The sequence below is a fragment of the Chitinilyticum aquatile DSM 21506 genome (assembly GCF_000430805.1).
Classification (GTDB): domain Bacteria; phylum Pseudomonadota; class Gammaproteobacteria; order Burkholderiales; family Chitinibacteraceae; genus Chitinilyticum; species Chitinilyticum aquatile.
Map to the genome: position 1 here is coordinate 1 of NZ_AUMS01000007.1, position 21,644 is coordinate 21,644.

Below are 21,644 nucleotides of genomic sequence, written 5' to 3' on the forward strand. Positions count from 1 at the left end.
GTGCTGCACCATTCGGATCGGGGCAGCCAGTACTGCAGCCACGATTACCAGCAACTGCTGCGTAACTATGGCATGACGGTGTCGATGAGTCGCAAGGGCAACTGCTGGGACAACGCGCCGATGGAGAGCTTCTTCAACAGCCTGAAGAACGAGCGGGTATTCCACCGACGCTACGCGACGCGGGCGACAGCCAAGGCAGACCTCTTTGATTACATCGAGGTGTTTTACAATCGCAAGCGCCGGCATTCGTCGCTGAATTACGAATCACCGGCAACCCATTACGCAGCCTGGCTGGAACGAGAAAAACTGGCCGCATAACCGCTACCTTGGTAGCCGGAAAGTGCGGGTAACCTCAGCCCGCCGGACGAGCTTGCCGGAAGACCGGCTGCTGATGCGAAATAGACAGGTGCAATCACTGCTACCTCACACCCGGCGCAGCGGACCGCAGACAGAAGAACAACGCCCGTCGCAAGGACGGGCGTTGTTTATATGGAAAGAGTATTAAGCCAAAGCCCTTTCATTCAAAAGGCTACAGAGCAATACCCTCTTATCAGCGACGGCGGAACAGCGGTTGCGGCTGGCCGACCGCGCTCTGATAGAACTCGGTGAAGTCGTCAATGCCCTTGACCGCATCGTCGATATCCTTGTCCGCACGCACGACAAAGGCATTGAAGCCGCAGCGGGCGAGGTAATTCAGCGTGTCTTTGAACACGTCACCAAAGGCGCGCAGCTGGCCGGTGAAGCCGTAACGCTCGCGCAAGAGCCGCCCGATCGAAAAGCCGCGGCCATCGGTGAAGGCCGGGAATTCGACGGCAATGAAGGCAAGCTGCGCGGCGTCCGCGCCAAGCTGCTCGGGCTCGTCAGCCGGTGCGAACCACACGCCAACGTCGCCACGGGCGGCAAGCTCGCTTTTTTGCGCCAGATACTGCGGCAGCGATACGAATACAAGGCCCGCAGCCGGCACAGTGGGGAAGCTGCCGTCTTCACCGACGCGCAGGATGGGGGCGTCGCAGTCGACGATCTGTTTGTCTACGATGATGCGGCTCATGCTTCCACCTCCTTCTTGGCGCGGCCGGCAGGTCTGCCTTCGTACACCTTGTTCTTGAAGGGATCAACGCCGATACGGTCGAAAGTATCAATAAAGCGCTCGTCGCCTTCGCGGTTGTCGACGAAGACCTGGATGATCTTGCTCATTACATCGGCCATTTCTTCCTGTGCGAAGGATGGCCCGATCACCTTGCCGATCTGCGCATCGACGCCCTGGCGGCCGCCCAGCGTGATCTGGTAGAACTCGGCGTTGTTCTTGTCCACCCCCAGAATGCCGATGTGGCCGATGTGGTGGTGACCACAGGCGTTGATACAGCCCGAGATGTTGATGTCGATTTCACCGAGGTCGAACAGGAAATCGAGGTCGTCAAAGCGCTCCTGCACGGACTTGGCCACCGGCAGCGATTTGGCGTTGGCGAGCGAACAGAAATCGCCGCCCGGGCAGCAGATCAGGTCGGTCAGAAGGCCGATATTCGGCGTGGCAAAGCCGATGCGCTTGGCTTCTTCCCACAGCGCGAAGAGATCGCTTTCCTTGACGTCGGCCAGAATCAGATTCTGGCCGTGCGACACGCGCACCTCGCCGAAGCTGAAACGGTCGGCCAGATCAGCCACGGCATCGAGCTGGACATCTGTAGCATCGCCCGGCGGCACGCCATGCTGCTTCAGGCTCAGTGTCACGGCAGCGTAGCCCGGCACCTTGTGCGCGAACACATTGCGATCCACCCAGCGCGAGAAGGCCGGGTTGGCTTCGAGTGCGGCGAGGAAGGACGGATCATCGCCTGGCAGGCTTTCATACGCCGGCGCGGTGAAGAAACGGTGATTGCGCGCGATTTCTTCGTCAGTCAGCGTTTGCGGGCCGTTTTTCAGGAACGCCCATTCCTGGTCAACCTTGGCGGCGAACACTTCCGGCGTCATCGCTTTCACCAGAATCTTGATGCGCGCCTTGTACTTGTTGTCGCGACGACCATAGCGGTTGTAGACACGCAGCACCGAATCCAGATAAGTCAGCAGGTGCGCGGGCTCCAGCCAGGGCTTGATCAGGTCGCCGATCATCGGCGTGCGGCCCAGGCCACCGCCGACATAGATTTCAAAGCCGACCTGGCCTTCAGCGTTCAGCTTCACATTGATGCCGATGTCATGCACCAGCACGGCAGCGCGGTCTTCCTTCGCGCCATTGACAGCGATCTTGAACTTGCGCGGCAGGTGAGCGAATTCGGGATGGAAGGTCGACCACTGGCGGATGATTTCGCACCACGGTCGCGGATCGACGATTTCGTCATACGCCACACCGGCGAACTGGTCGGACGTGGTATTGCGGATGCAGTTTCCGGAAGTCTGGATGGCGTGCATCTGGACAGAAGCGAGCTCGGCCAGCATCTCGGGCACGTTTTCCAGCGCCGGCCAGTTGAACTGCACGTTCTGCCGAGTGGTGAAATGCACATAGCTGTGGTCGTATTTGCGCGACAGTTCGGCAAGCTTGCGCACCTGATCGCTGCGCAGGTTGCCGTAGGGAATGGCGACACGGAACATCGGCGCATGGCGCTGGATGTAGAGGCCATTCTGCAGGCGCAGCGGGCGGAATTCGTCGTCGGTAAGCTCACCGGCGAGGTAGCGGCGGGTCTGGTCGCGGTATTGCGCTACGCGCTGGTCCACGATTTTCTGGTCGTATTCGTCGTAGATGTACATCTGATCTGCGCTCTGTCTGGGTATAAGGGGCGGTGCCTTTGGCAAGTTAGGAACTATACCTAGGTTTGCATATAGGCAAAACGAATATTTGTGTCTAAGACGTTCTAAAAAAGCTATATGACAGCGCATCTTGCCGACTGCCGTTTTGCGCCACAGCAAGCAATGCAACAATCACCGATTGTTACATCCCGATACAGAGGTTAAGCTACGGCCATTTTGCTTATTGCCAGCTTATCCGGACATGACCGCACACCAAGCCATCCACCGCCTCGACTACACCGCCCCCGCCTTTCTGATTGATCGCGTCGATCTGACCTTCGAGCTGGATGAAACTGATACCCGGGTAAGTAGCAGACTGGTCATCAAGAAGAACAAAGGGCTGCAGAGCAATACCCCACTTATTCTTGCCGGCGAGGCCTTGCAGCTGGAGAGCATCAAGCTCGACGGCGCTCCGCTGCCTGCCAGTGCCTACCAGCGCGACGATGCAACACTGACCATCCCGGACATGCCTGATGAGGCAATTCTGGAAATCGTCACCCGCATCAATCCGGCCAGCAATACCGCGCTTTCCGGGCTGTACGCCTCGAACGGCAACCTGTTTACCCAGTGCGAAGCCGAGGGCTTCCGCCGCATCAGCTATTACCTCGATCGCCCCGACGTGATGGCGAAATTCACCACCACGCTGATTGCCGACAAGCAGAAATATCCGGTACTGCTCTCGAACGGTAACCGCGTCGGCAGCGGGCAGATGGACCGTGGTCGCCACTGGGTGAAATGGGTCGACCCGTTCCGCAAGCCCAGTTATCTGTTCGCGCTGGTCGCCGGCAAGCTGGTCGCTCAATGCGACACGCACGTCACCGGCTCCGGGCGCTCGGTGGCCATCGAGGTGTACGTCGAGCCGGGCAACCTGGACAAGTGCGCGCACGCGGTCGCCGCCGCGAAAAAGGCCATGCAGTGGGACGAGGAGCGTTTCGGCCTTGAATACGATCTCGATACCTACATGATCGTGGCGACCAGCGACTTCAATATGGGGGCGATGGAAAACAAGGGCCTGAACATCTTCAATACCAAGTACGTGCTGGCCAGGCCCGACACGGCCACCGATGCCGACTTCGACGGCATCGACTCGGTTGTGGCGCACGAGTACTTCCACAACTGGACGGGAAACCGCGTGACGTGTCGCGACTGGTTCCAGCTCTCGCTGAAAGAGGGCCTCACCGTTTACCGCGACCAGGAATTTTCCAGCGATATCGGCTCGCGTGCAGTGCAGCGCATCCAGAACGTGCGCGCCTTGCGCGAGTATCAGTTCGCGGAAGATGCCGGCCCGCAGGCGCATCCGGTGCGACCGGACGAATACCAGGAAATCAACAACTTCTATACCTGGACGGTCTACGAAAAAGGCAGCGAGGTGGTACGCATGTACGCCACGCTGCTCGGCCGCGAAGGCTTCCGCCGCGGCATGGATCTGTATTTCAAGCGCCACGATGGCCAGGCGGTGACTTGCGACGATTTCCGTGCTGCCATGGCAGATGCCAACCACGCCGATCTGGATCAGTTTGCCCTGTGGTACAGCCAGGCCGGCACGCCGCATCTGGACATCGCCAGCCACTGGGACGACGCCGCACAGCGTTTCACGCTGACCGTGCGCCAGAGCGTGCCGCCCACACCTGGCCAGGCCGAGAAGTTGCCCATGCACATTCCGCTGGCCGTTGCACTGATCGATCGCCGTGGCCAGACTTTGCCGCTGCACCTGGCCGATGAAAGCTGCGCCACTGACGGCGCGGCAGGCGCACACCATCGCGTGCTTGAGCTGCGTGAAGCGGAGCACCGCTTTACCTTCGTCAACCTGCCCTGCCATCCGGTGCCATCGCTGCTGCGCGATTTCTCCGCACCGGTGACGCTCGCCTACCCCTACAGCGACGATGAGCTCGTCTTCCTGATGGCGCACGACGACGATGCCTTCGCCCGCTGGGAAGCAGCCAACAGCTATGCGGTTCGCCTCCTGTGCCAGCAGTATGCTGCCGTGCTGCGCGGCGAAAAGGTCGTGGTGCCGGAACAGTTCTGCGAAGCCTTCCGCGCGCTGCTCGAAAACACGGCGCTTGATCCGGCGCTGGTCGCACTGATGCTGGACCTGCCACGCGAAAACTACCTGCTGGAGCAGCTCGATGATGTCGACCCGGTGAAACTCGCGCAAACTTGCCAGAGCGTGCGCCAGCAGCTGGCCCGCTCGCTGCGCCCGCAGCTCTGGCTGCGCTACCAGCAACTCAACGACGGCCAGCCCTATCACTACAGCGGCGAGCAGGTGGCACGCCGCAGCCTGAAGAACATCTGCCTCGACTATCTGGCCGAGCTGGACGAATCGATGATCGGCGAGCTGCTCGCCCAGCAATACCGCAAGGCCGACAACATGACCGACCGACTGGCTGCTCTGCGGGCACTGGTCAACCGTGATGGCGGCGAAGCCCAGCTGGCCGATTTCGCCGGCACCTGGGCTGCGGACGCGCTGGTGATGGACAAATGGTTTGCGCTGCAGGCAACCAGCCGCCGCCCGGGGACGCTAACCCGCGTGCAGACCCTGCTCGGCCATCCGGCGTTCTCGATCAGAAACCCGAACAAGGTGCGCTCGCTAATCAATGCCTTCTGCCTGCAGAACCCGGCGCACTTCCATGCCGCCGACGGTTACGGCTACGCCTTTGCGGCAGACCGCATCATCGAACTCGATGCCATCAACCCGCAAATCGCCGCACGGCTGGCGACCTGCTTCAACCGCTGGACCAAGGTGGACACGCACCGCCGCGTACTGATGCGCACCGAGCTGGAACGCATCGCCGCACACCCGGATTTGTCGGGCGATACGAACGAGATCATCAGCAAGGCACTGGCCGCATAGAAAGAACGCTTATCAATACGAAAAACAGCAATCAAAACAAGGTTGTATTCCCGCCACGCGGGCATACACTGTTACGCAGCAAGCAGCACAGACTGCTCCAACCACATCACCAGGAGAACCGCCATGCAAGGTGACAAGAAGGTGCTGACACAGCTCAACACCGTGCTCGGCAACGAGCTGACCGCCATCAACCAGTATTTCCTGCATGCCCGCATGTACAAGAACTGGGGCTACAAGGGCCTGAACGACAAGGACTACCGCGAGTCCATCGATGCCATGAAACGTGCCGACAAGCTGATCGAGCGCATCCTGTTTCTGGAAGGACTGCCGAACCTGCAGCAGCTGGGCAAGCTGCTGATCGGCGAAAACCCGCAGGAAATGCTGGCCTGTGACCAGCGGCTCGTCACCGGGCACATCGCCGCGCTGCGCGAGGCCATTGCCGTGTGTGAAACCGAGCAGGATTACGTCAGCCGCGAAGAACTGACCGAAATGCTGGAAGACGAAGAAGAATTCCTCGACTGGCTGGAAACCCAGCAGACCCTGATCAAGGATGTCGGTCTCGCCAATTATCTGCAGTCGCAGATGGGCGAATGAGGCACAAGGAGAACACCATGCAAGGCAAACAATCCGTCATCGACGCACTCAACGGCCTTCTGGCTGCCGAGCTGACCTCGGTCGACCAGTATTTCGTGCACAGCGAGATGTACCGCAACTGGGGCTTTCAAAAACTCTACGAGCGCATCCATCACGAGCGCGACGACGAACTTGGCCACGCCACGAAGCTGATCGAGCGCATCCTGTTTCTGGAAGGTACACCGAATGTGGCCGCCCGCACGGCGCTGCGCATCGGTACTGACGTAGAGGCCATGCTGAAGAACGATCTCGACACCGAATACGATGTCGCTCACGCGCTGAAAGCGGTGATCGCCCTGTGTGAGACCGAGCAGGACTACATCACCCGCGACATGCTGACCCAGCTGCTGGACGACACCGAAGTCGACCACGCACACTGGCTGGAACAGCAATTGCACCTCATCAAGCATGTCGGCCTGCAAAACTACCTGCAATCGCAAATGAGCTGAGCTTCCGGGCTCATCCTGCTTCGGCCGGACAACAAAAAACGGGAAGCCACGCTTCCCGTTTTTTGTTGGCAAAATCCCGCCGCTCACGCCGCCTGCAAGGCCAGCCCCGGGTTGGGAAACCAGGCAATGCTGCTGCTCTTTGTACAGAGTGCGTCGCTCATCACGTCCTTCGCACAGCTTTCGCATTTGCCGCAGCAGGTGGCCACGCCGGTTTCGAACTGCAGCTCAAGGAATGACTCGACCCCGCCGGCAACGGCCTGATGGATCTGTTTATCGGTCACACTGTTGCAGATGCAGACGTACATGGCGCCCCCTATTGATAACACGTCTCATTGTTCACAAAAACAATGTAGTTGGCAAGCATTCTCATTTACCGTTAATCAGTCCTGCCCGCCACAATACAAATACGCATGCACGTATGGTCAGGCAACCATTTAAAATAAATGGATACAATCATATACCCGTTAAAACGCAATTTTTACCGTCATAAACATCCTCTGCAGGCAGGACGCTAGCCACCCCGCCCCGCAGTGCAGACCGTACTAGCCAGCGCTGGTACGGCCAGAGCAAGGCGCCGCTGCCACCATCAGCATCCGCCCGGTGCGGCATCAGGCCGCACGCTGCAGGCAAAAGCGCTATCGCCACTGCGCTGATTTCCCGTAAAATCACGGCCTTTGTTCTCTTTTCCATTCAGGTCCGCTAGCCATGAAAGCAGCCGAGATTCGTTCCAAATTCCTTGAGTTCTTCGCCACCAAGGGCCATCAGATTGTCGGCTCCAGCAGCCTGATTCCGCACAACGACCCGACACTGCTGTTCACCAATGCGGGCATGAACCAGTTCAAGGACGTGTTTCTCGGCTTCGACAAGCGCCCCTATACCCGCGCGACCACCTCGCAGAAATGCGTCCGCGCCGGCGGCAAGCACAACGATCTGGAAAACGTCGGCTACACCGCGCGCCACCACACCTTCTTCGAAATGCTTGGTAACTTCAGCTTTGGCGACTACTTCAAGCGCGATGCCATCCTCTACGCCTGGGAATTCCTGACCTCGCCCCAGTGGCTGGCCATTCCGAAGGAAAAACTGATGGTCACCGTCTACGCGACGGACGACGAAGCCTTCGAAATCTGGAACAAGGAAGTCGGCGTACCGGCAGACAAGATCGTTCGCATCGGCGACAACAAGGGTCCGGGGGCTTCGGACAACTTCTGGCAGATGGGCGACACCGGCCCCTGCGGCCCGTGTACCGAGATTTTCTACGATCACGGCGACCACATCGCCGGCGGCCCTCCGGGCAGCCCGGATGAAGACGGCGACCGCTTTATCGAGATCTGGAACAACGTGTTCATGCAGTTCAACCGCGACGAAGCCGGCGTACTGCATCCGCTACCCAAGCCCTCGGTCGATACCGGCATGGGTCTGGAGCGCATTTCCGCCATCATGCAGGGCGTGCACGCCAACTACGAAATCGACCTGTTCCAGCACCTGCTGAAAGCGGCACAGCGTGAAACCGGCGCAGCGGATGCCGACAGCCCGTCGCTGCGCGTGATCGCGGATCACATCCGTTCCTGCTCCTTCCTGATTGCCGATGGCGCGATGCCGTCCAACGATGGTCGCGGCTATGTGCTGCGCCGGATCATCCGCCGCGCGGTTCGTCATGGCTACAAGCTCGGCCAGAAGGGCTATTTCTTCCACAAGCTGGTTGCACCGCTGGCGGAGGTGATGGGCGATGCCTATCCGGAACTGCGCCAGAAACAGGCTGTGATCGAAGACGCACTGCGCCAGGAAGAAGAAGTCTTCGGCCGCACGCTGGAAAACGGCATGAACCTGCTGGACACCGTACTTGGTGGTGGCCGCCACATCCTCGACGGCGAAGTGGCCTTCAAGCTGCACGACACCTATGGCTTCCCGATCGACCTGACTGCCGACGTGTGCCGCGAGCGCAATGTGACCGTTGACATTGCCGTGTTCGAAGCCGCACTCGAAGCCCAGCGCCAGCAGTCAAAGGCCGCCGGCAGCTTCAAGATGAGCGCGGGTCTGGCCTACGAGGGCGACGCCTCCTGCTTCCACGGCTACGAGCTGACCAGCCGCGATGCCAAGGTGATTGCGCTCTACAAGGGCAGCGAGCAGGTATCGCAACTCAATGAAGGCGACGAAGGCGTGGTCGTGCTCGACCACACGCCTTTCTACGCCGAATCCGGCGGCCAGGCAGGCGACAGCGGCGAGATTTTCACCGCCGGCGGCCTGAATGCGCTGTTCGACGTGCTTGATACGCAAAAGATCAAGGCCGATGTGTTCGGCCATCAGGGCAAGCTGGCACGCGGCAGCCTGAAGGTGGGCGATGAGATCACCGCCACCATCAACCTGCACGCCCGCCGTTCGACTGAACGCAACCACAGCGCCACCCACCTCTTGCACGCTGCGCTGCGCGAAGTGCTGGGCACGCACGTCGAGCAGAAAGGCTCGCTGGTGACTGCGGAACGCACCCGCTTCGACTTCAGCCACCCGAAAGCCGTCAGCCCGGAAGAAATCGCGAAAATCGAAGCCGTGGTCAACCACGTGATCATGCAGAACTACGGCGTCGAAGTCGGCCTGATGAGCTACGACGATGCGATCAAGGCCGGTGCGATGGCGCTGTTTGGTGAGAAATACGGCGACGAAGTGCGCGTGCTGAAGATGGGCGACTTCTCGACCGAGCTGTGCGGCGGTACACACGTGCACCGCACCGGTGACATCGGCTTCTTCAAGATCGTCGCGGAAGGTGGCGTTGCTGCCGGCATCCGCCGCATTGAGGCCATGACCGGAGAAGGCGCGCTGGCCTTTGTGCAGGCACTCGACAACGAACTGAAGACTGCAACCGGCGTCGCAGGTGCCCAAGCCGGCGAGCTGGTCAGCAAGCTGGAACGCCTGCAGGCCGAACTCAAGGCTGCGCAGAAAGAAGTGAATGCACTGAAGGGCCAAATGGCGTTCTCGCAACTCGACAACCTGATTGGCGTCGGCATGCGCACCATCAACGGCGTGAAATGCGTGGGCAGCAATGTGGAAGGCGTTGACGCCGGCACGCTGCGCGAGATGAGCGACAAGCTGATGGACCGCATGGAAAGCGGCGTGGCACTGCTTGCCTCTGCTTGCGACGGCAAGGTCAGCCTGATCGCGCGCGTGTCGAAAGACCTGACTGGCAAGGTGAAGGCCGGCGAACTGGTCAATGTCGCCGCACAGATCGTCGGCGGCAAGGGCGGCGGTCGCCCGGACATGGCGCAGGCTGGCGGCACGGAAACCGGCAAGATCAGCGAAGCCCTCAAAGCCGCTGCCACCTGGCTGGAAGGCAAGCTGTAAACCCGCCAGCAACGCGGCAAAACGGCCACCCGCAGCGGTGGCCGTTTTTTATACGCCAACACCCATTACGCCAAGACCAATTATTCAATTAGGCCACAGGAACATACCCATGGAATCACTCCTTCCCCGCCCACCCCTCACGCCAGGGCGCTACCGCCATTACAAGGGGAATGAATATGAGGTGATCGACCTTGCACGCCATAGCGAGACGCTCGAATGGCTGGTGGTATACCGCCCGCTGTACGGTGAAGGTGCCCTCTGGGTACGTCCATATGCCATGTTCCTGGAAACGGTGACCGTCGACGGCCAGAGCGTGCCGCGCTTCTCCCGAATTGGCGAGAACTAGCCCGGCTCAAGCCAGTTTCAGCCTTCGCCAGCAGACACCCAGACCAATCCGGGCCACCAGCCATTTGCAGCCGCAAACATGTCATCCACACCGACACCGACAATCGCAGCCAGCCGGCCGTCAATTTCAAGACTGGGCAGCAGCGCACGCTGCCAGGCAGGAACGCCAGCCTGCTGGCAGAGTTTCTTGAAATCGCGGCCCATGCCGTTGCTGCGCAGATGTTCGCCAGCCCGGCGCAAACGCACCCGCATGCCGCCAGCCAGTGTTTCCGCAGGCAGCCCGCCACGTCGCCACTGCCAGACGATGCCGAGTGACCAGCCATGTTCCCTCGCCATGGCGGCGGCAACTGCGTTATCCACTCCGGCCAGCACATAGCTGGAACCGGTGGACAGGCTGGCCGGTGTCACGCAAAGGCGGCGGCGATAACTGCGCAATACATACCCGCCCACCGATAACTCCAGAGCGCTTTCACTATCGAGGCCAGCAAGAGATACCCACAGATTTTCAAAGGCATCCGCCTCGCAGACCATGCCCTGCTGTCGCAGCCAGTGGCGCAGGGCATTGCGCTGGCGGCGCTCCGGCAAGGACGCCAGTTGCGCAGGCTCGTACCAGCCATCCTGCACGGCGGGAATCATGTCTGTGGCAGCCAGATCGGCCAGCAGCGCCGACGCTTCGCCGGCATGGGCAGCAACGCGGGCGAGAGTCGCCTCGGCGGCCGGAAAATGGCCCGCCAGCACCGGCAGGATGGCGTGCCGGATGGCATTGCGCGTGTAGCGCTGATCGGCATTGCTCGGATCGTCGACCCATTCCAGGCCCTGTTTTTCTGCCCAGGCCACCAGCGTTGCGCGCGACTCGGTCAGCAGGGGGCGCCAAAGCATGGCGGATGAGCCGGGCAGTGTACGGACAGCCGGCATGGCAGCAAGCCCCGCCAGCCCGTTGCCGCGCAGCAGATGGTGCAGCACGGTTTCGGCCTGGTCACTGCGATGCTGGGCGAGCACAAAGGCATCCACGCCAGCCGAGGCAGCATGGCAGGCAAAGGCGGCATAGCGCGCGTTGCGGGCGGCTGCTTCAATGCCCTTGCCGGCATCCTGCGCCACCTGCACGCGCATGACGGCACAGGCGACGTTACGGCTGGCGCATTGCTGCTGCACGAACAGCCCCCAATCGTCAGCACAGGGCTGCAGGCCATGGTGAACATGCAGGGCGGAAAGGTTGAAAGCGGGCTGCGTACTGGTCCGCAGGCGGGCGAGCAAATCCAGCAGCACAATGGAATCAAGGCCGCCCGAGAGTGCCACGCAGAGGTGGACGGGGCGGCCTTGCACTTGCTGTGCCAGGTCAGGCAGATGGCGACTCAGCCAGCAGGCGAGCAGCCCGGCCAGACCGTCAGGCGATGGCTTCTTCCTTGAACTGGCCATAATCCATCAGGCGGTCGAAGCGGGTTTCCAGCAGTTCGTCGATGGACTTTTCCTGCTGGGCACGCAATGCATCGGCAATTGCCTTCTTCATGGTGGCCATCATCTGCACCGGATTGCGGTGCGCACCACCGACCGGCTCGTTGATGACCTTGTCGATCAGGCCCAGCGTCTTGAGGCGGCTGGCGGTAATCCCCAGCGCATCGGCAGCATCCGCAGCGCGCTCGGCCGTCTTCCAGAGAATCGACGCGCAGCCTTCGGGCGAGATGACCGAGTAAGTCGAGTATTGCAGCATCTGCACGACGTCGCCCACGGCAATGGCCAGCGCACCACCCGAGCCCCCCTCGCCGATCACGGTGCAGATTACCGGCACGCGCAGCTTGGTCATCTCATAGAGATTGCGGCCAATGGCCTCGGACTGCCCGCGCTCTTCGGCGCCGATGCCCGGATAGGCTCCCGGCGTGTCAATGAAAGTGATGATAGGCAGATTGAATTTCTCGGCCAGCTTCATCAGGCGCAGCGCCTTGCGGTAGCCCTCGGGACGCGGCATGCCGAAATTGCGGTACTGCCTCTCCTTGGTGTCGCGGCCCTTCTGATGGCCGATCACCATGACCGACTGACCATTGAAGCGGGCAACGCCCCCCACGATGGCAGTGTCATCGGCAAAGGCACGGTCGCCATGCAGCTCTTCGAAATCGGTGAAGATGCCGGCGATGTAATCCAGTGTGTAGGGGCGCTGCGGATGGCGCGCCACCTGGGAAATCTGCCACGGCGTGAGTTTGCCGTAGATGGTTTTGGTCAGTTCCTGGCTTTTCTTTTCCAGATGCGAAATTTCTACCGAAATGTCGACGGCGGAATCGTCCTGCACAAAGCGCAGTTCCTCGATCTTGTTTTCCAGCTCGGCAATCGGCTGCTCGAAGTCGAGAAAGGTGGTTTTCATAGCTGGCTAATCTCCAAGGCGCAAGCTGCCCAATCCGCCATTCCTGGCAGACGCAAAATCCCGCCATGATACCGTAAGGCGACGCACTACACCATCCTGCAGCCGCCATCCGCGATAAACGCAGGCTCTACCGGCGGCAGAAAGCCCGGCATGCAGCCGGGCTCTGGTGGTCATTCTGCCGGCCACTTGCGCTTGGCCGGGCATGCGCTCAGTCGTTGCTGAACACGATATTGGCCCGCAGGCCAACCTTCTGCAATGCCTTGCGCGCACGCAGGTTCAGCACCAGCGGAGCCTGGGTGAGCGCCTTGATTTTTTCCGAAGCGTCATCCCGCGCCAGAATCAGCAGCAGCAGCGCCTCATCGGCACTTTGCAGATCGATCAGTGCGCATTCATCGTCATCGAGTTTCACCTGGTAGCTCAGACCCAGCCGGCTCGCTTCGACAATGCTAAAGCTGACATCGGCCTGATCGAGCGACTGCAGCCAGTGCACAGTCGGATTGGCGGCTTCTTCGTGCAGCAGCTTGAAACGGTGACAATCCTCAAAGCCGGGCAGGCCTTGCGGAAATTCGATGATGGTATCGGGATCAATCTCGATATTGCCGAACGGGGTCTTGAACTGCTGCATGGAATACTCCGGAAAAGGACTGTCGGTAGCTGCAAGCCAGCATAGTGCATTTCAGCTTCCGCCCCCAAACCGAAGCACAATCGCGTTGCTCTGGCGGCGACAGTACCCTGCCTCAAACTTCCAGAGGGTCAACATCCAGCGACCAGCGAATCTGGCTGACCGGCAGTGCGTCAATCAGCGGCACGGCCGTATCAAGCGCCTGGTGCAGTACCGTGCGGCTGTCAGAAGCAATGAGCAGTTGCATGCGTTCATGGCCGGCACGGCGCGTCATGCTGGCGGCGACCGGCTCGTGAACGGTCAGCCCGCGCAGGACGGGAAAGCAGGCGCGTGCCGCGCTCAGAAACGCTTGAACCCGTTCCAGCTGAGGTGCTTCGGCACGAAGCATCGCCCACTGGCTCACCGGTGGCAGACGCAATTGCTGGCGCTCGGCCAGCAAGCGATTGGCCAGCCGGGCGTAATCACCATCCAGCAGCTGCGTATAAAAGGGATGATCCTCGAACATTGTCTGGATCAGCACCTCGCCGCCCTGCCCGTGCCGTCCCGCCCGGCCTGCCACCTGGGTCAGCAAGGCAAACAGACGCTCTTCGGCGCGGAAATCCATGCTGTAGAGCCCGGTATCGGCATTGAGCACCACAACGCACGACAGCCTGGGGAAGTCATGCCCTTTGGCGAGCATCTGCGTTCCGATCAGAATGTCAGCATCACCGTCGTGCACCTGCTTGAGCGCGGCATCGAGCTCCCCCTTGCGCCGCGTGCTGTCGCGATCAATGCGCAGCACGCGCGCGCCGGCAAACTGCCGGGCGACGATGTCTTCCAGCCTTTGCGTGCCATGTCCGATGGGCTGCAGATCATGGTTGCCACAATCCGGGCAGCTCGGGGTGATGGCTTCTTCAAAACCGCAATGGTGGCAACGCAGGCGCCGCTCGTTCAGATGCAGCACCAGCCGTGCGGCACAATGTTTGCAGCTGGCCATCCAGCCGCATTCAGTACACGCCAGCACCGGCGCATAGCCGCGCCGGTTGATGAAGACCAGCGCCTGCTGACCAGCGGCCAATGCACGCTCAATCGCCTCCTGCGCCAGCGGGTGCAAGCCTTCACTGGCCCGGATTTTTTTAACCGGAAGCAGACGTATCGACGGCAAGCCCGCTCCCTTTACAGCCCTCTGATGCAAGGGTAATAGGGTATAGCGCCGGGCCATGGCGTTCTGCCAGCTCTCGATGCTGGGGGTGGCAGAACCGAGCACCACCGGAATGCCGCGCTGCCGTGCCCGGTAGACGGCCACATCGCGCGCGGAATAACGCACCCCTTCCTGCTGCTTGTAGGATGGATCGTGTTCTTCGTCGATCACCAGCAAGCCAAGGCACGGCATGGGCGTGAATACCGCCAGGCGCGTTCCCAGCACGATGGCGGCACGCCCGCTGGCTGCCGCCAGCCAGTTAATCGCACGCTGCCTATCCGTCATGCCGCTGTGCAGGCTGACGATATCGCTGGCCGGAAACCGCGCCCTGAAACGTCCTTCGAGCTGCGGAGTAAGATTGATCTCCGGCACAAGAACCAGCACCTGCCGCCCGGCCTCCAGCTGACGGGCAATCGCCTGCAGATAGACTTCCGTCTTGCCGCTGCCGGTGATGCCATACAGCAGAAAAGGCTCAAAGCCTTCCGCCGCCGCAATGGCCGCAACGGCCCGCCCCTGCTCGGCATTGAGTTCGGGCTGGGTCCCCAACTGCAGGGCCGGCGCAGGCGCTTCGATTCCGGCCAGCTGTTGCACCAGCCCTGCCGCCTGCCAGTCGCGCACCCAGCGCAGGGCACTGGCATGTGCCGCGCGCAGGGCGGATTCCGACACCGGGGCCGCAAGCAATTGCGCCACCTTCTGCTGCGCATGCGCGCGCGGGCCAATACCGGCAAGGAGTGCGACCGGGTCGGCGGCCTGAAAACGCGCCTCCGGCTGCGGAGGCACAAATATCCCGGTACCACGGAACACGACGGGAATGGCTGCCGCAAGTACGGCACCAAGCGGGTGATGGTAGTAATCAGCGACAAAACGGCACAGCCGCAGCACGTCTTCCGGTAGTGCCGGCATGTCACCCGGCGCGGCAAGAATGGCCCTGGTTTTGCCGGCATAGTCACCAGCATCCGCATCAACAGAAAGCACGATCCCAGACAGGCGACGCGCACCGAACGGCACCAGCACGCGCTCGCCCGGCTGCACCGGCAGGCCGCCCGAACCGTAGGCAAAGGACCTGCTCAGCGGCACGTCGAGAGCGACCTGAACCCATTTTTCTGTCATCTTTCTTTCACAACTCCGGGGCCTGCCCGCAGCCTCCGGCTTATTCACAGATTTTGTGGATAACTATGTGGAGAAACTGCGAAAAAGTGCGCAAAGTCCAGTAAACCCTGCAGTTTCGCTAGATTGCCCAAAAATTAAACTAAAATTAAAATACAATAAAATCAAAGACTTGCAAAAATGCAACGAAAATCAAATATTTCTTCGGGGCTATTGACAAGGCAGATACGGGCGCACCAGCACTGTGCATAACTTGCAGCGCATTACTGGCAAAGAACTTCATAAACTGCGCCCATATCATTGAAAAACAATGAAATTACTAAAAAATACCTTATTTGTAAGCTTTTGAGTGCCGATGGACAGCTTCCACCAGTGCGGCAACATGCTCGGGATTGGTAAACTGCGAGATGCCATGCCCCAGATTGAACACATGGCCACTGCCGTTGCCGTAGTCGGCCAGCAAGCGTTTCACTTCCTGCTCGATCGCCACTGGCTTGGCAAACAGGGCGTTCGGATCAAAATTTCCCTGTAGCGCCACCTTGTCGCCAACGCGGCGGCGCGCCTCCGCAAGATTCACGGTCCAGTCCAGTCCCAGTGCATCGCACCCCGTTGCGGCCAGATCTTCCAGCCACTGCCCGCCACCTTTCGTGAACAGAATCACGGGGATACGCTGCCCGTCCTTCTCGCGCTTGAGGCCCGCGACAATTTTCGACATATAGGCAAGCGAAAATTCCTGGTACTTGCCATAGGCCAGCGCGCCACCCCAGGTATCAAAAATCTGCACGGCCTGCGCGCCGGCATCGATCTGTGCATTCAGGTAATCGATGACGGTCAGTGCGTTGATTTCCAGGATATGGTGTAGCAGGTCCGGGCGGTCATACATCATCGTTTTCACGCGTCTGAAGTCATCCGAACCGCCGCCTTCGATCATGTAACAGGCCAGCGTAAAGGGGCTGCCAGAAAAACCGATCAGCGGTACACGATTATCGAGCGCGGCGCGGATGCTCGACACCGCATCGAACACGTACTGCAGTTCGTGCATGTCGGGCACCGCCAGCGCCTTGATGGCAGCTTCGTCACGCAGTGGGCGCTCGAATTTCGGCCCCTCGCCTTCCGCAAAATAGAGCCCCAGCCCCATTGCGTCCGGCACGGTCAGAATGTCGGAGAACAGGATGGCGGCATCCAGCGGGAAGCGCTCCAGCGGCTGCAGCGTCACTTCGGTCGCCAGTTCTTTCGATTTGCAAAGCTGCAGGAACGAGCCAGCCACCTTGCGGGTAGCGCAATATTCCGGCAGGTAACGGCCTGCCTGGCGCATCAGCCAGACGGGGGTATAGTCAACGGGCTGGCGCTGCAGTGCGCGCAGGAAGGTATCGTTCTTGAGCATGGAAATCCTAGTTCAGCAAAGGCTTGAGCGCGCCGCTCAGGCCGGAAAGAATCATATCGAGCGCAAAAGTGCCGATCAGCAATGCCGATACGCGCCCGACGATGTCGATATAGCGATCCGTCAGGCGCGCATTGCGCGTCTTGACATGATCATGAAGGTATTTGAGTGCAACCAGCATGATGACTGTTGTCGCGAGCGATACCCCGATCACGACCCAGGCCGAGACCAGGGGAAGGCGGTTGCCGATCACTACCGCTGCACTCACCGTGCCGGGTCCGATCATGAAGGGCATGGCAATGGTGCCCGCCAGTTGCTCCGGTTCGCCGCGCAGCTTGACCATTGCCGCCGAACCTTCGAAAACGAACTTGATGCCGATCACCAGAAAAATCAGCCCGCCAAATATCTGAAACGCCTCAAAGCGCACCTGCAGCACATCGCGAAAAATGGTATCCCCGCCCCAGGCGAAGATGCCGAACACCACGCCACTGATCAGCGCCCCGCGCGCCAGTACGCCAGCAAACTGCCGCGCTGACAGCGTGGTGATGAATTCGAGCAGGTAGATGCTCATCAGAAAGGGGTTGAGCAGCACGAAAAGCAGCAGGCCCGATTCAAGATACTGATGCATGGCGCTACTCAGGCCTGCTGCGACGACAGGTCAAGCTGGCGGGTGTGATGCACTTTCAGCGTGCTGCGATGCCCAACGCTGACCATGATCGCCGCTGGCAAGCGCTCGATCAGCAGGCCATACAGACGGCTCTCGGCCGCTTCATCAATGGCACTGGTTGCTTCATCAAGCACCAACAGGGCCGGCTTGAGCAACAGCGCCCGGATAATGGCGATGCGCTGCTGCTCACCACCGCTGAGAATATGGGACCAGTTGTCCTCTTCATTCAGGCGGGGTACCAGTTGTCCCAGGCCAACCTCCTGCAGCAGCGCCTGCAGTTCGGCATCACCGACTGTACAAGCGTGCGGATAGCACAGCGCTGCACGCAGCGTACCCAGCGGCAGATAGGGTTTCTGCGAGAGAAACAGTACGCCACCGTCCTTGTAGCAGGCAATGCTGCCGGTGGCATAGGGCCAGATTCCGGCCAGGGTACGCAACAGGGTACTCTTGCCACTTCCGGAGGGGCCCTGTACCAGCAGACGCTCGCCGGCAGCCAGTTCCAGATCCAGATCGGCAATCAGCGTCTGCCCATCGGGGCGCGCCACGGTCACACCGGCCAGACGAACCCCTGCCGCAGCAGCCTGGGGCTGCAGAACTTGCAGCTGCTCGGCCTGCAACAGGCTCTGGTTGAACGTCGCCAAACGATCCAGAACCGCTTTCCAAGTCGCCAGACTCTTAAAGCTGCTGATAAAGAACTCAAGCGAGTCATAGACCTTGTTGAAGGCCTGCAGGATCTGCATGACGCCACCGACGCTGAGCTGCTTGGCAAAAATCCGCGGCGAAACCACCAGCAAGGGGAAAAGGATGGCCAGTTGCCCCCAGAAATTGGTAAATGCATTGACGCGCTTCTCGTAGCGCATGATGTGCCAGAAGTTGGAAACCACCTCGGCAAAACGGACGTCAAGTCGCTGCTTTTCCTGCGCTTCACCGCGATACAGTGCAATCGACTCGCTGTTTTCACGGATGCGTACCAGCGAAAAGCGGAAATCCGCCTCGCGGCGCTGCTGGATGAAATTGAGTGAGACCAGGCGCCGGCCCACGACCGTGGTCAGCCAGGTGCCGAGCAAGGCGTACAGAACCGCAGCCCAGACCATATAGCCGGGAATGGTCCACTGGCTACCCAGCACAGAAAAGACCAGTGGGCCTGACAGGCCCCACAGAATGGTTACAAACGACAGGAATGTAATGACGGCCTTCAGCAGGCCAAGTGTAAGTCCAAGCGTGAGAGTGACAAATTGCCCGCAATCTTCGGCAATCCGCTGGTCGGGGTTGTCAGTCGCCCTGTCGAGCAACTGGATGCGGTAGAAATGCTGATTCTGCAGCCAGCGCGACGTCATGCTGTCCGTCAGCCAGCGGCGCCACTTGATTTCCAGCATCTGCTGGAAATAGATCGCATACACGACCACGGCAATATTCAGCAGTGCCAGTCCGGTAAAACGGCTGATCGAATCAAAGAATGCCGCAGCCTCGGCCTTCTCGACGGCATCCCACAGGGTACGGTAGACACCGTTGAGCTGCACGCTCAGGTACACGGTCAGCAGGGTCAGAGCGATCACCAGAAGCAGCAAACCCCAGGCCTTGTACTTCTCCTTTGATGTCCAGAAAGGGCGAGCCAGTTGCCAGAAATGAGGCAGCAGCTCGCGCATCGTCGTGGTCTGGGCAAGTTGGTCTGTCGTGTTCATAGAGTGGTCCCGGCAATGATACATAGCAGTGTATAGTGCCACAGCCATTGACCATCAATGGCTGTAGAACAATACATGCACTATTTGCAGGGGCGCTGCGTCCAGCCCTTGCCGCCACGGCGGCAGGTCCAGTCTTGCCGGGCAGATACGATCTGCCACTGTGCCCCGACAAAATCCAGCCTGAGCTGATAGCGCTGGGTCTTCACCGAGTCGTCCAGCAAGCCATCCATCTGCACGACCATCTCGACCTGCCGAATGTCTTCACCCTTACCAGTTTGCCGGATGTCCAGCTTCTGATAATCAAACAGGCCATGCTCATCGGCAATCCGGTCGGCAAGCCAGGCATAAACGACCTGCACCGGTGCTGCGCCAGCATCACCGACATAGACCGGGCGGCTGGCCGCAGCTACGCCGCTGGCGGCCTCTGCAGCCGGCGCATCGGCCGACCAGGCAGGAGCTGCTGACAGCAAACCCATCATCAATGCAAATCCAGCGGCAAAACGCATCACTTGCTCTCCTTCGCCCAGGAATCCTTGAGCGTGACAGTACGGTTGAAAACAATCTTCTCGCCGGCGACATGATCAACACGGTCGGTGACGAAATAGCCAAGGCGTTCGAACTGGTAGCGCGCTTCAGAAGGCAGGTCTTTCACCACCGGCTCGATATAGCCCGTCACCACGGTCAGCGAGGCCGGATTGATGAATTGCTTGAAGTCGAGATACTGGCCGTCTTCGCCACGGATGGCGTCGGGGCGGTCCTCGGTAAACAGACGGTCATAGAGGCGCACCTCGGCTTCGACCGCGTGCTCGGCAGAAACCCAGTGGATCACGCCCTTGACCTTGCGGCCGACCGGATTCTGCCCCAGCGTGTCCGGGTCGAGCGAGCACTTCAGCTCGACGACGTTGCCGGCAGCATCCTTGATGACTTCGTCGCACTTGATGACGTAGGAGTAGCGCAGCCGCACTTCGCCACCGGGGAACAGACGCTGCCAGCCCTTCGGGGGTTCCTCGGCAAAATCGTCACGCTCGATCCAGATTTCCCGCGCCAGCGGCACTTCACGCTCGCCGAATTCGGGATGATGCGGGTGGAATGGCGCACTGCGCGAGCCTGTCACGCCCGGCTCGAAATTGGTGAGGGTCACCTTGATCGGGTTGAGCACCGCCATCACGCGCGGGCTGCTGGCTTCCAGCTCTTCCCGCACCGCGCCTTCGAGCACGGAAAACTCGATGATGTTTTCCGACTTGGAAATGCCGCAGCGCTGGGCAAACAGGCGGATGCCTTCCGGCGAATAACCACGGCGGCGCATGCCCGAGATGGTCGGCATGCGCGGATCATCCCAGCCGGTCACCAGCCCATCAGTCACCAGCTGGTTGAGCTTGCGCTTGGAGGTGATGGACGAGAGCAGCTCGAGTCGCGAAAACTCGATCTGCTGCGGGTGGCAGCCAATCGAGATATTGTCGAGCACCCAGTCATACAGCGGTCGGTGCGCCTCGAATTCCAGCGTGCACAGGCTGTGCGTGATGCCTTCGAGCGCATCCGAAATGCAGTGCGTGTAGTCGTACATCGGGTAGATGCACCACGCATCGCCAGTGCGGTGGTGATGCGCACGGCGGATGCGGTAGATCACCGGATCACGCAGGTTCAGGTTCGGCGAGGCCATGTCGATTTTCAGGCGCAGCGTCTTGCTGCCATCCGGAAATTCGCCGGCCTTCATGCGGCGGAACAGGTCGAGGTTTTCCTCGATGCTGCGTTCGCGGTAGGGGCTGTTCTTGCCTGGCGTCACAAAATCGCCACGGTGTGCACGCATTTCTTCGGCATTGAGCTCGCAGACGAAGGCCAAGCCTTTCTGGATCAGCTCTTCGGCGAAATCGTAAAGCTGCTGGAAGTAATCGGACGCATAGCGCACCTCGCCAGCCCAGTTAAAGCCCAGCCAGCTCACATCTTCGCGAATGGCGTTGACGTATTCGTCTTCTTCCTTTTCCGGATTGGTGTCGTCCATGCGCAGATTGCACTTGCCCTGGTAATCCTGCGCCAGGCCGAAATTCAGGCAGATGGCCTTGGCGTGGCCAACGTGCAGATAGCCATTGGGTTCGGGAGGAAAGCGGGTCTGGATCGCGGCATGCTTGCCGCTCGCGAGATCGTTATCAATGATCGTGCGGATAAAGTGGTTTACGACCGGATTTACTGCTGGCGCATCGGTGCTCATCGTCGCTGATCTAATCAAGAAAACAAAGGCAGGATTGTAGCGAAAAAGCAGCCCGCCCGCTCC

At 60.2% G+C, this 21,644-nt stretch carries 18 protein-coding genes; 6 read left to right on the forward strand and 12 right to left on the reverse strand.

The features are described from left to right. The coding region (locus H559_RS0105085; protein ID WP_028451800.1) for an integrase core domain-containing protein at window positions 1–318 on the forward strand (318 nt) is incomplete at its 5' end. A 232-nt stretch (window positions 319–550) separates the two neighbouring features. Here the strand turns inward: H559_RS0105085 and H559_RS0105090 are convergent. Beyond that, window positions 551–1,048: a DUF934 domain-containing protein gene (locus tag H559_RS0105090; RefSeq protein ID WP_028451801.1), complete on the reverse strand. Its 498-nt coding sequence runs from the start codon at window positions 1,046–1,048 to the stop codon at window positions 551–553. Continuing rightward, window positions 1,045–2,733: a nitrite/sulfite reductase gene (locus H559_RS0105095; protein ID WP_028451802.1), complete on the reverse strand. Its 1,689-nt coding sequence runs from the start codon at window positions 2,731–2,733 to the stop codon at window positions 1,045–1,047. The genes H559_RS0105090 and H559_RS0105095 overlap by 4 nt, the downstream gene beginning before the upstream one ends. 241 nt (window positions 2,734–2,974) lie before the next feature. Between H559_RS0105095 and pepN the strand changes: the two genes are divergently transcribed. From pepN to bfr (H559_RS0105110), 3 genes are all read left to right on the forward strand, one after another. After that, the gene (gene pepN, locus H559_RS0105100; RefSeq protein ID WP_028451803.1) at window positions 2,975–5,623 is read left to right on the forward strand and encodes an aminopeptidase N; all 2,649 of its coding nucleotides are present in this window, start codon (window positions 2,975–2,977) and stop codon (window positions 5,621–5,623) included. Window positions 5,624–5,746: 123 nt separating this feature from the next. Further along, entirely contained in the window at window positions 5,747–6,217 is a 471-nt protein-coding gene (gene bfr / locus H559_RS0105105; protein ID WP_028451804.1) for a bacterioferritin, read from the forward strand. Window positions 6,218–6,234: 17 nt separating this feature from the next. Continuing rightward, entirely contained in the window at window positions 6,235–6,705 is a 471-nt protein-coding gene (bfr, locus tag H559_RS0105110; RefSeq protein ID WP_028451805.1) for a bacterioferritin, read from the forward strand. Window positions 6,706–6,788: 83 nt separating this feature from the next. On the opposite strand, the gene H559_RS19055 is transcribed toward bfr (H559_RS0105110), so the two are convergent. After that, window positions 6,789–7,010 (reverse strand): bacterioferritin-associated ferredoxin, encoded by a 222-nt coding sequence (locus H559_RS19055; protein ID WP_034639932.1) that lies wholly within the window; start codon window positions 7,008–7,010, stop codon window positions 6,789–6,791. Window positions 7,011–7,410: 400 nt separating this feature from the next. On the opposite strand from H559_RS19055, the gene alaS reads away from it, so the two are divergent. Both alaS and H559_RS0105125 read left to right on the forward strand, forming a co-directional pair. Continuing rightward, the gene (gene alaS / locus H559_RS0105120) at window positions 7,411–10,038 is read left to right on the forward strand and encodes an alanine--tRNA ligase (RefSeq protein WP_028451806.1); all 2,628 of its coding nucleotides are present in this window, start codon (window positions 7,411–7,413) and stop codon (window positions 10,036–10,038) included. Between the two features lie 109 nt (window positions 10,039–10,147). Further along, a complete protein-coding gene (locus tag H559_RS0105125; RefSeq protein ID WP_028451807.1) occupies window positions 10,148–10,384 on the forward strand; it encodes a DUF1653 domain-containing protein in 237 nt (78 codons plus the stop codon). Between the two features lie 17 nt (window positions 10,385–10,401). Here H559_RS0105125 and tilS read toward each other — a convergent pair whose 3' ends face one another. From tilS to H559_RS0105175, 9 genes are all read right to left on the reverse strand, one after another. Then, entirely contained in the window at window positions 10,402–11,799 is a 1,398-nt protein-coding gene (gene tilS, locus H559_RS0105130; RefSeq protein ID WP_051278960.1) for a tRNA lysidine(34) synthetase TilS, read from the reverse strand. Beyond that, window positions 11,768–12,736, reverse strand: a complete 969-nt coding sequence (locus H559_RS0105135) for an acetyl-CoA carboxylase carboxyltransferase subunit alpha (RefSeq protein ID WP_028451809.1) — start codon at window positions 12,734–12,736, stop codon at window positions 11,768–11,770. Before H559_RS0105135 ends, tilS begins: the two co-directional genes overlap by 32 nt. Window positions 12,737–12,944: 208 nt before the next feature. Beyond that, window positions 12,945–13,361 carry a flagellar assembly protein FliW gene (fliW, locus tag H559_RS0105140; RefSeq protein WP_028451810.1) on the reverse strand — a complete coding sequence of 139 codons (417 nt, stop codon included), beginning with the start codon at window positions 13,359–13,361 and terminating at the stop codon, window positions 12,945–12,947. A gap of 112 nt (window positions 13,362–13,473) precedes the next feature. Beyond that, entirely contained in the window at window positions 13,474–15,648 is a 2,175-nt protein-coding gene (locus H559_RS0105145) for a primosomal protein N' (RefSeq protein WP_028451811.1), read from the reverse strand. A gap of 328 nt (window positions 15,649–15,976) precedes the next feature. Further along, window positions 15,977–17,035: a uroporphyrinogen decarboxylase gene (hemE, locus tag H559_RS0105155; RefSeq protein WP_028451812.1), complete on the reverse strand. Its 1,059-nt coding sequence runs from the start codon at window positions 17,033–17,035 to the stop codon at window positions 15,977–15,979. Window position 17,036: 1 nt separating this feature from the next. Beyond that, entirely contained in the window at window positions 17,037–17,654 is a 618-nt protein-coding gene (locus H559_RS0105160) for a MarC family protein (protein ID WP_028451813.1), read from the reverse strand. An 8-nt stretch (window positions 17,655–17,662) separates the two neighbouring features. Then, window positions 17,663–19,375: an ABC transporter ATP-binding protein/permease gene (locus H559_RS0105165; RefSeq protein ID WP_051278961.1), complete on the reverse strand. Its 1,713-nt coding sequence runs from the start codon at window positions 19,373–19,375 to the stop codon at window positions 17,663–17,665. Between the two features lie 80 nt (window positions 19,376–19,455). Continuing rightward, a complete protein-coding gene (locus H559_RS0105170; RefSeq protein ID WP_028451815.1) occupies window positions 19,456–19,881 on the reverse strand; it encodes a hypothetical protein in 426 nt (141 codons plus the stop codon). Next, entirely contained in the window at window positions 19,881–21,581 is a 1,701-nt protein-coding gene (locus H559_RS0105175) for a glutamine--tRNA ligase/YqeY domain fusion protein (protein WP_028451816.1), read from the reverse strand. Before H559_RS0105175 ends, H559_RS0105170 begins: the two co-directional genes overlap by 1 nt. Window positions 21,582–21,644 lie beyond the last annotated feature (63 nt).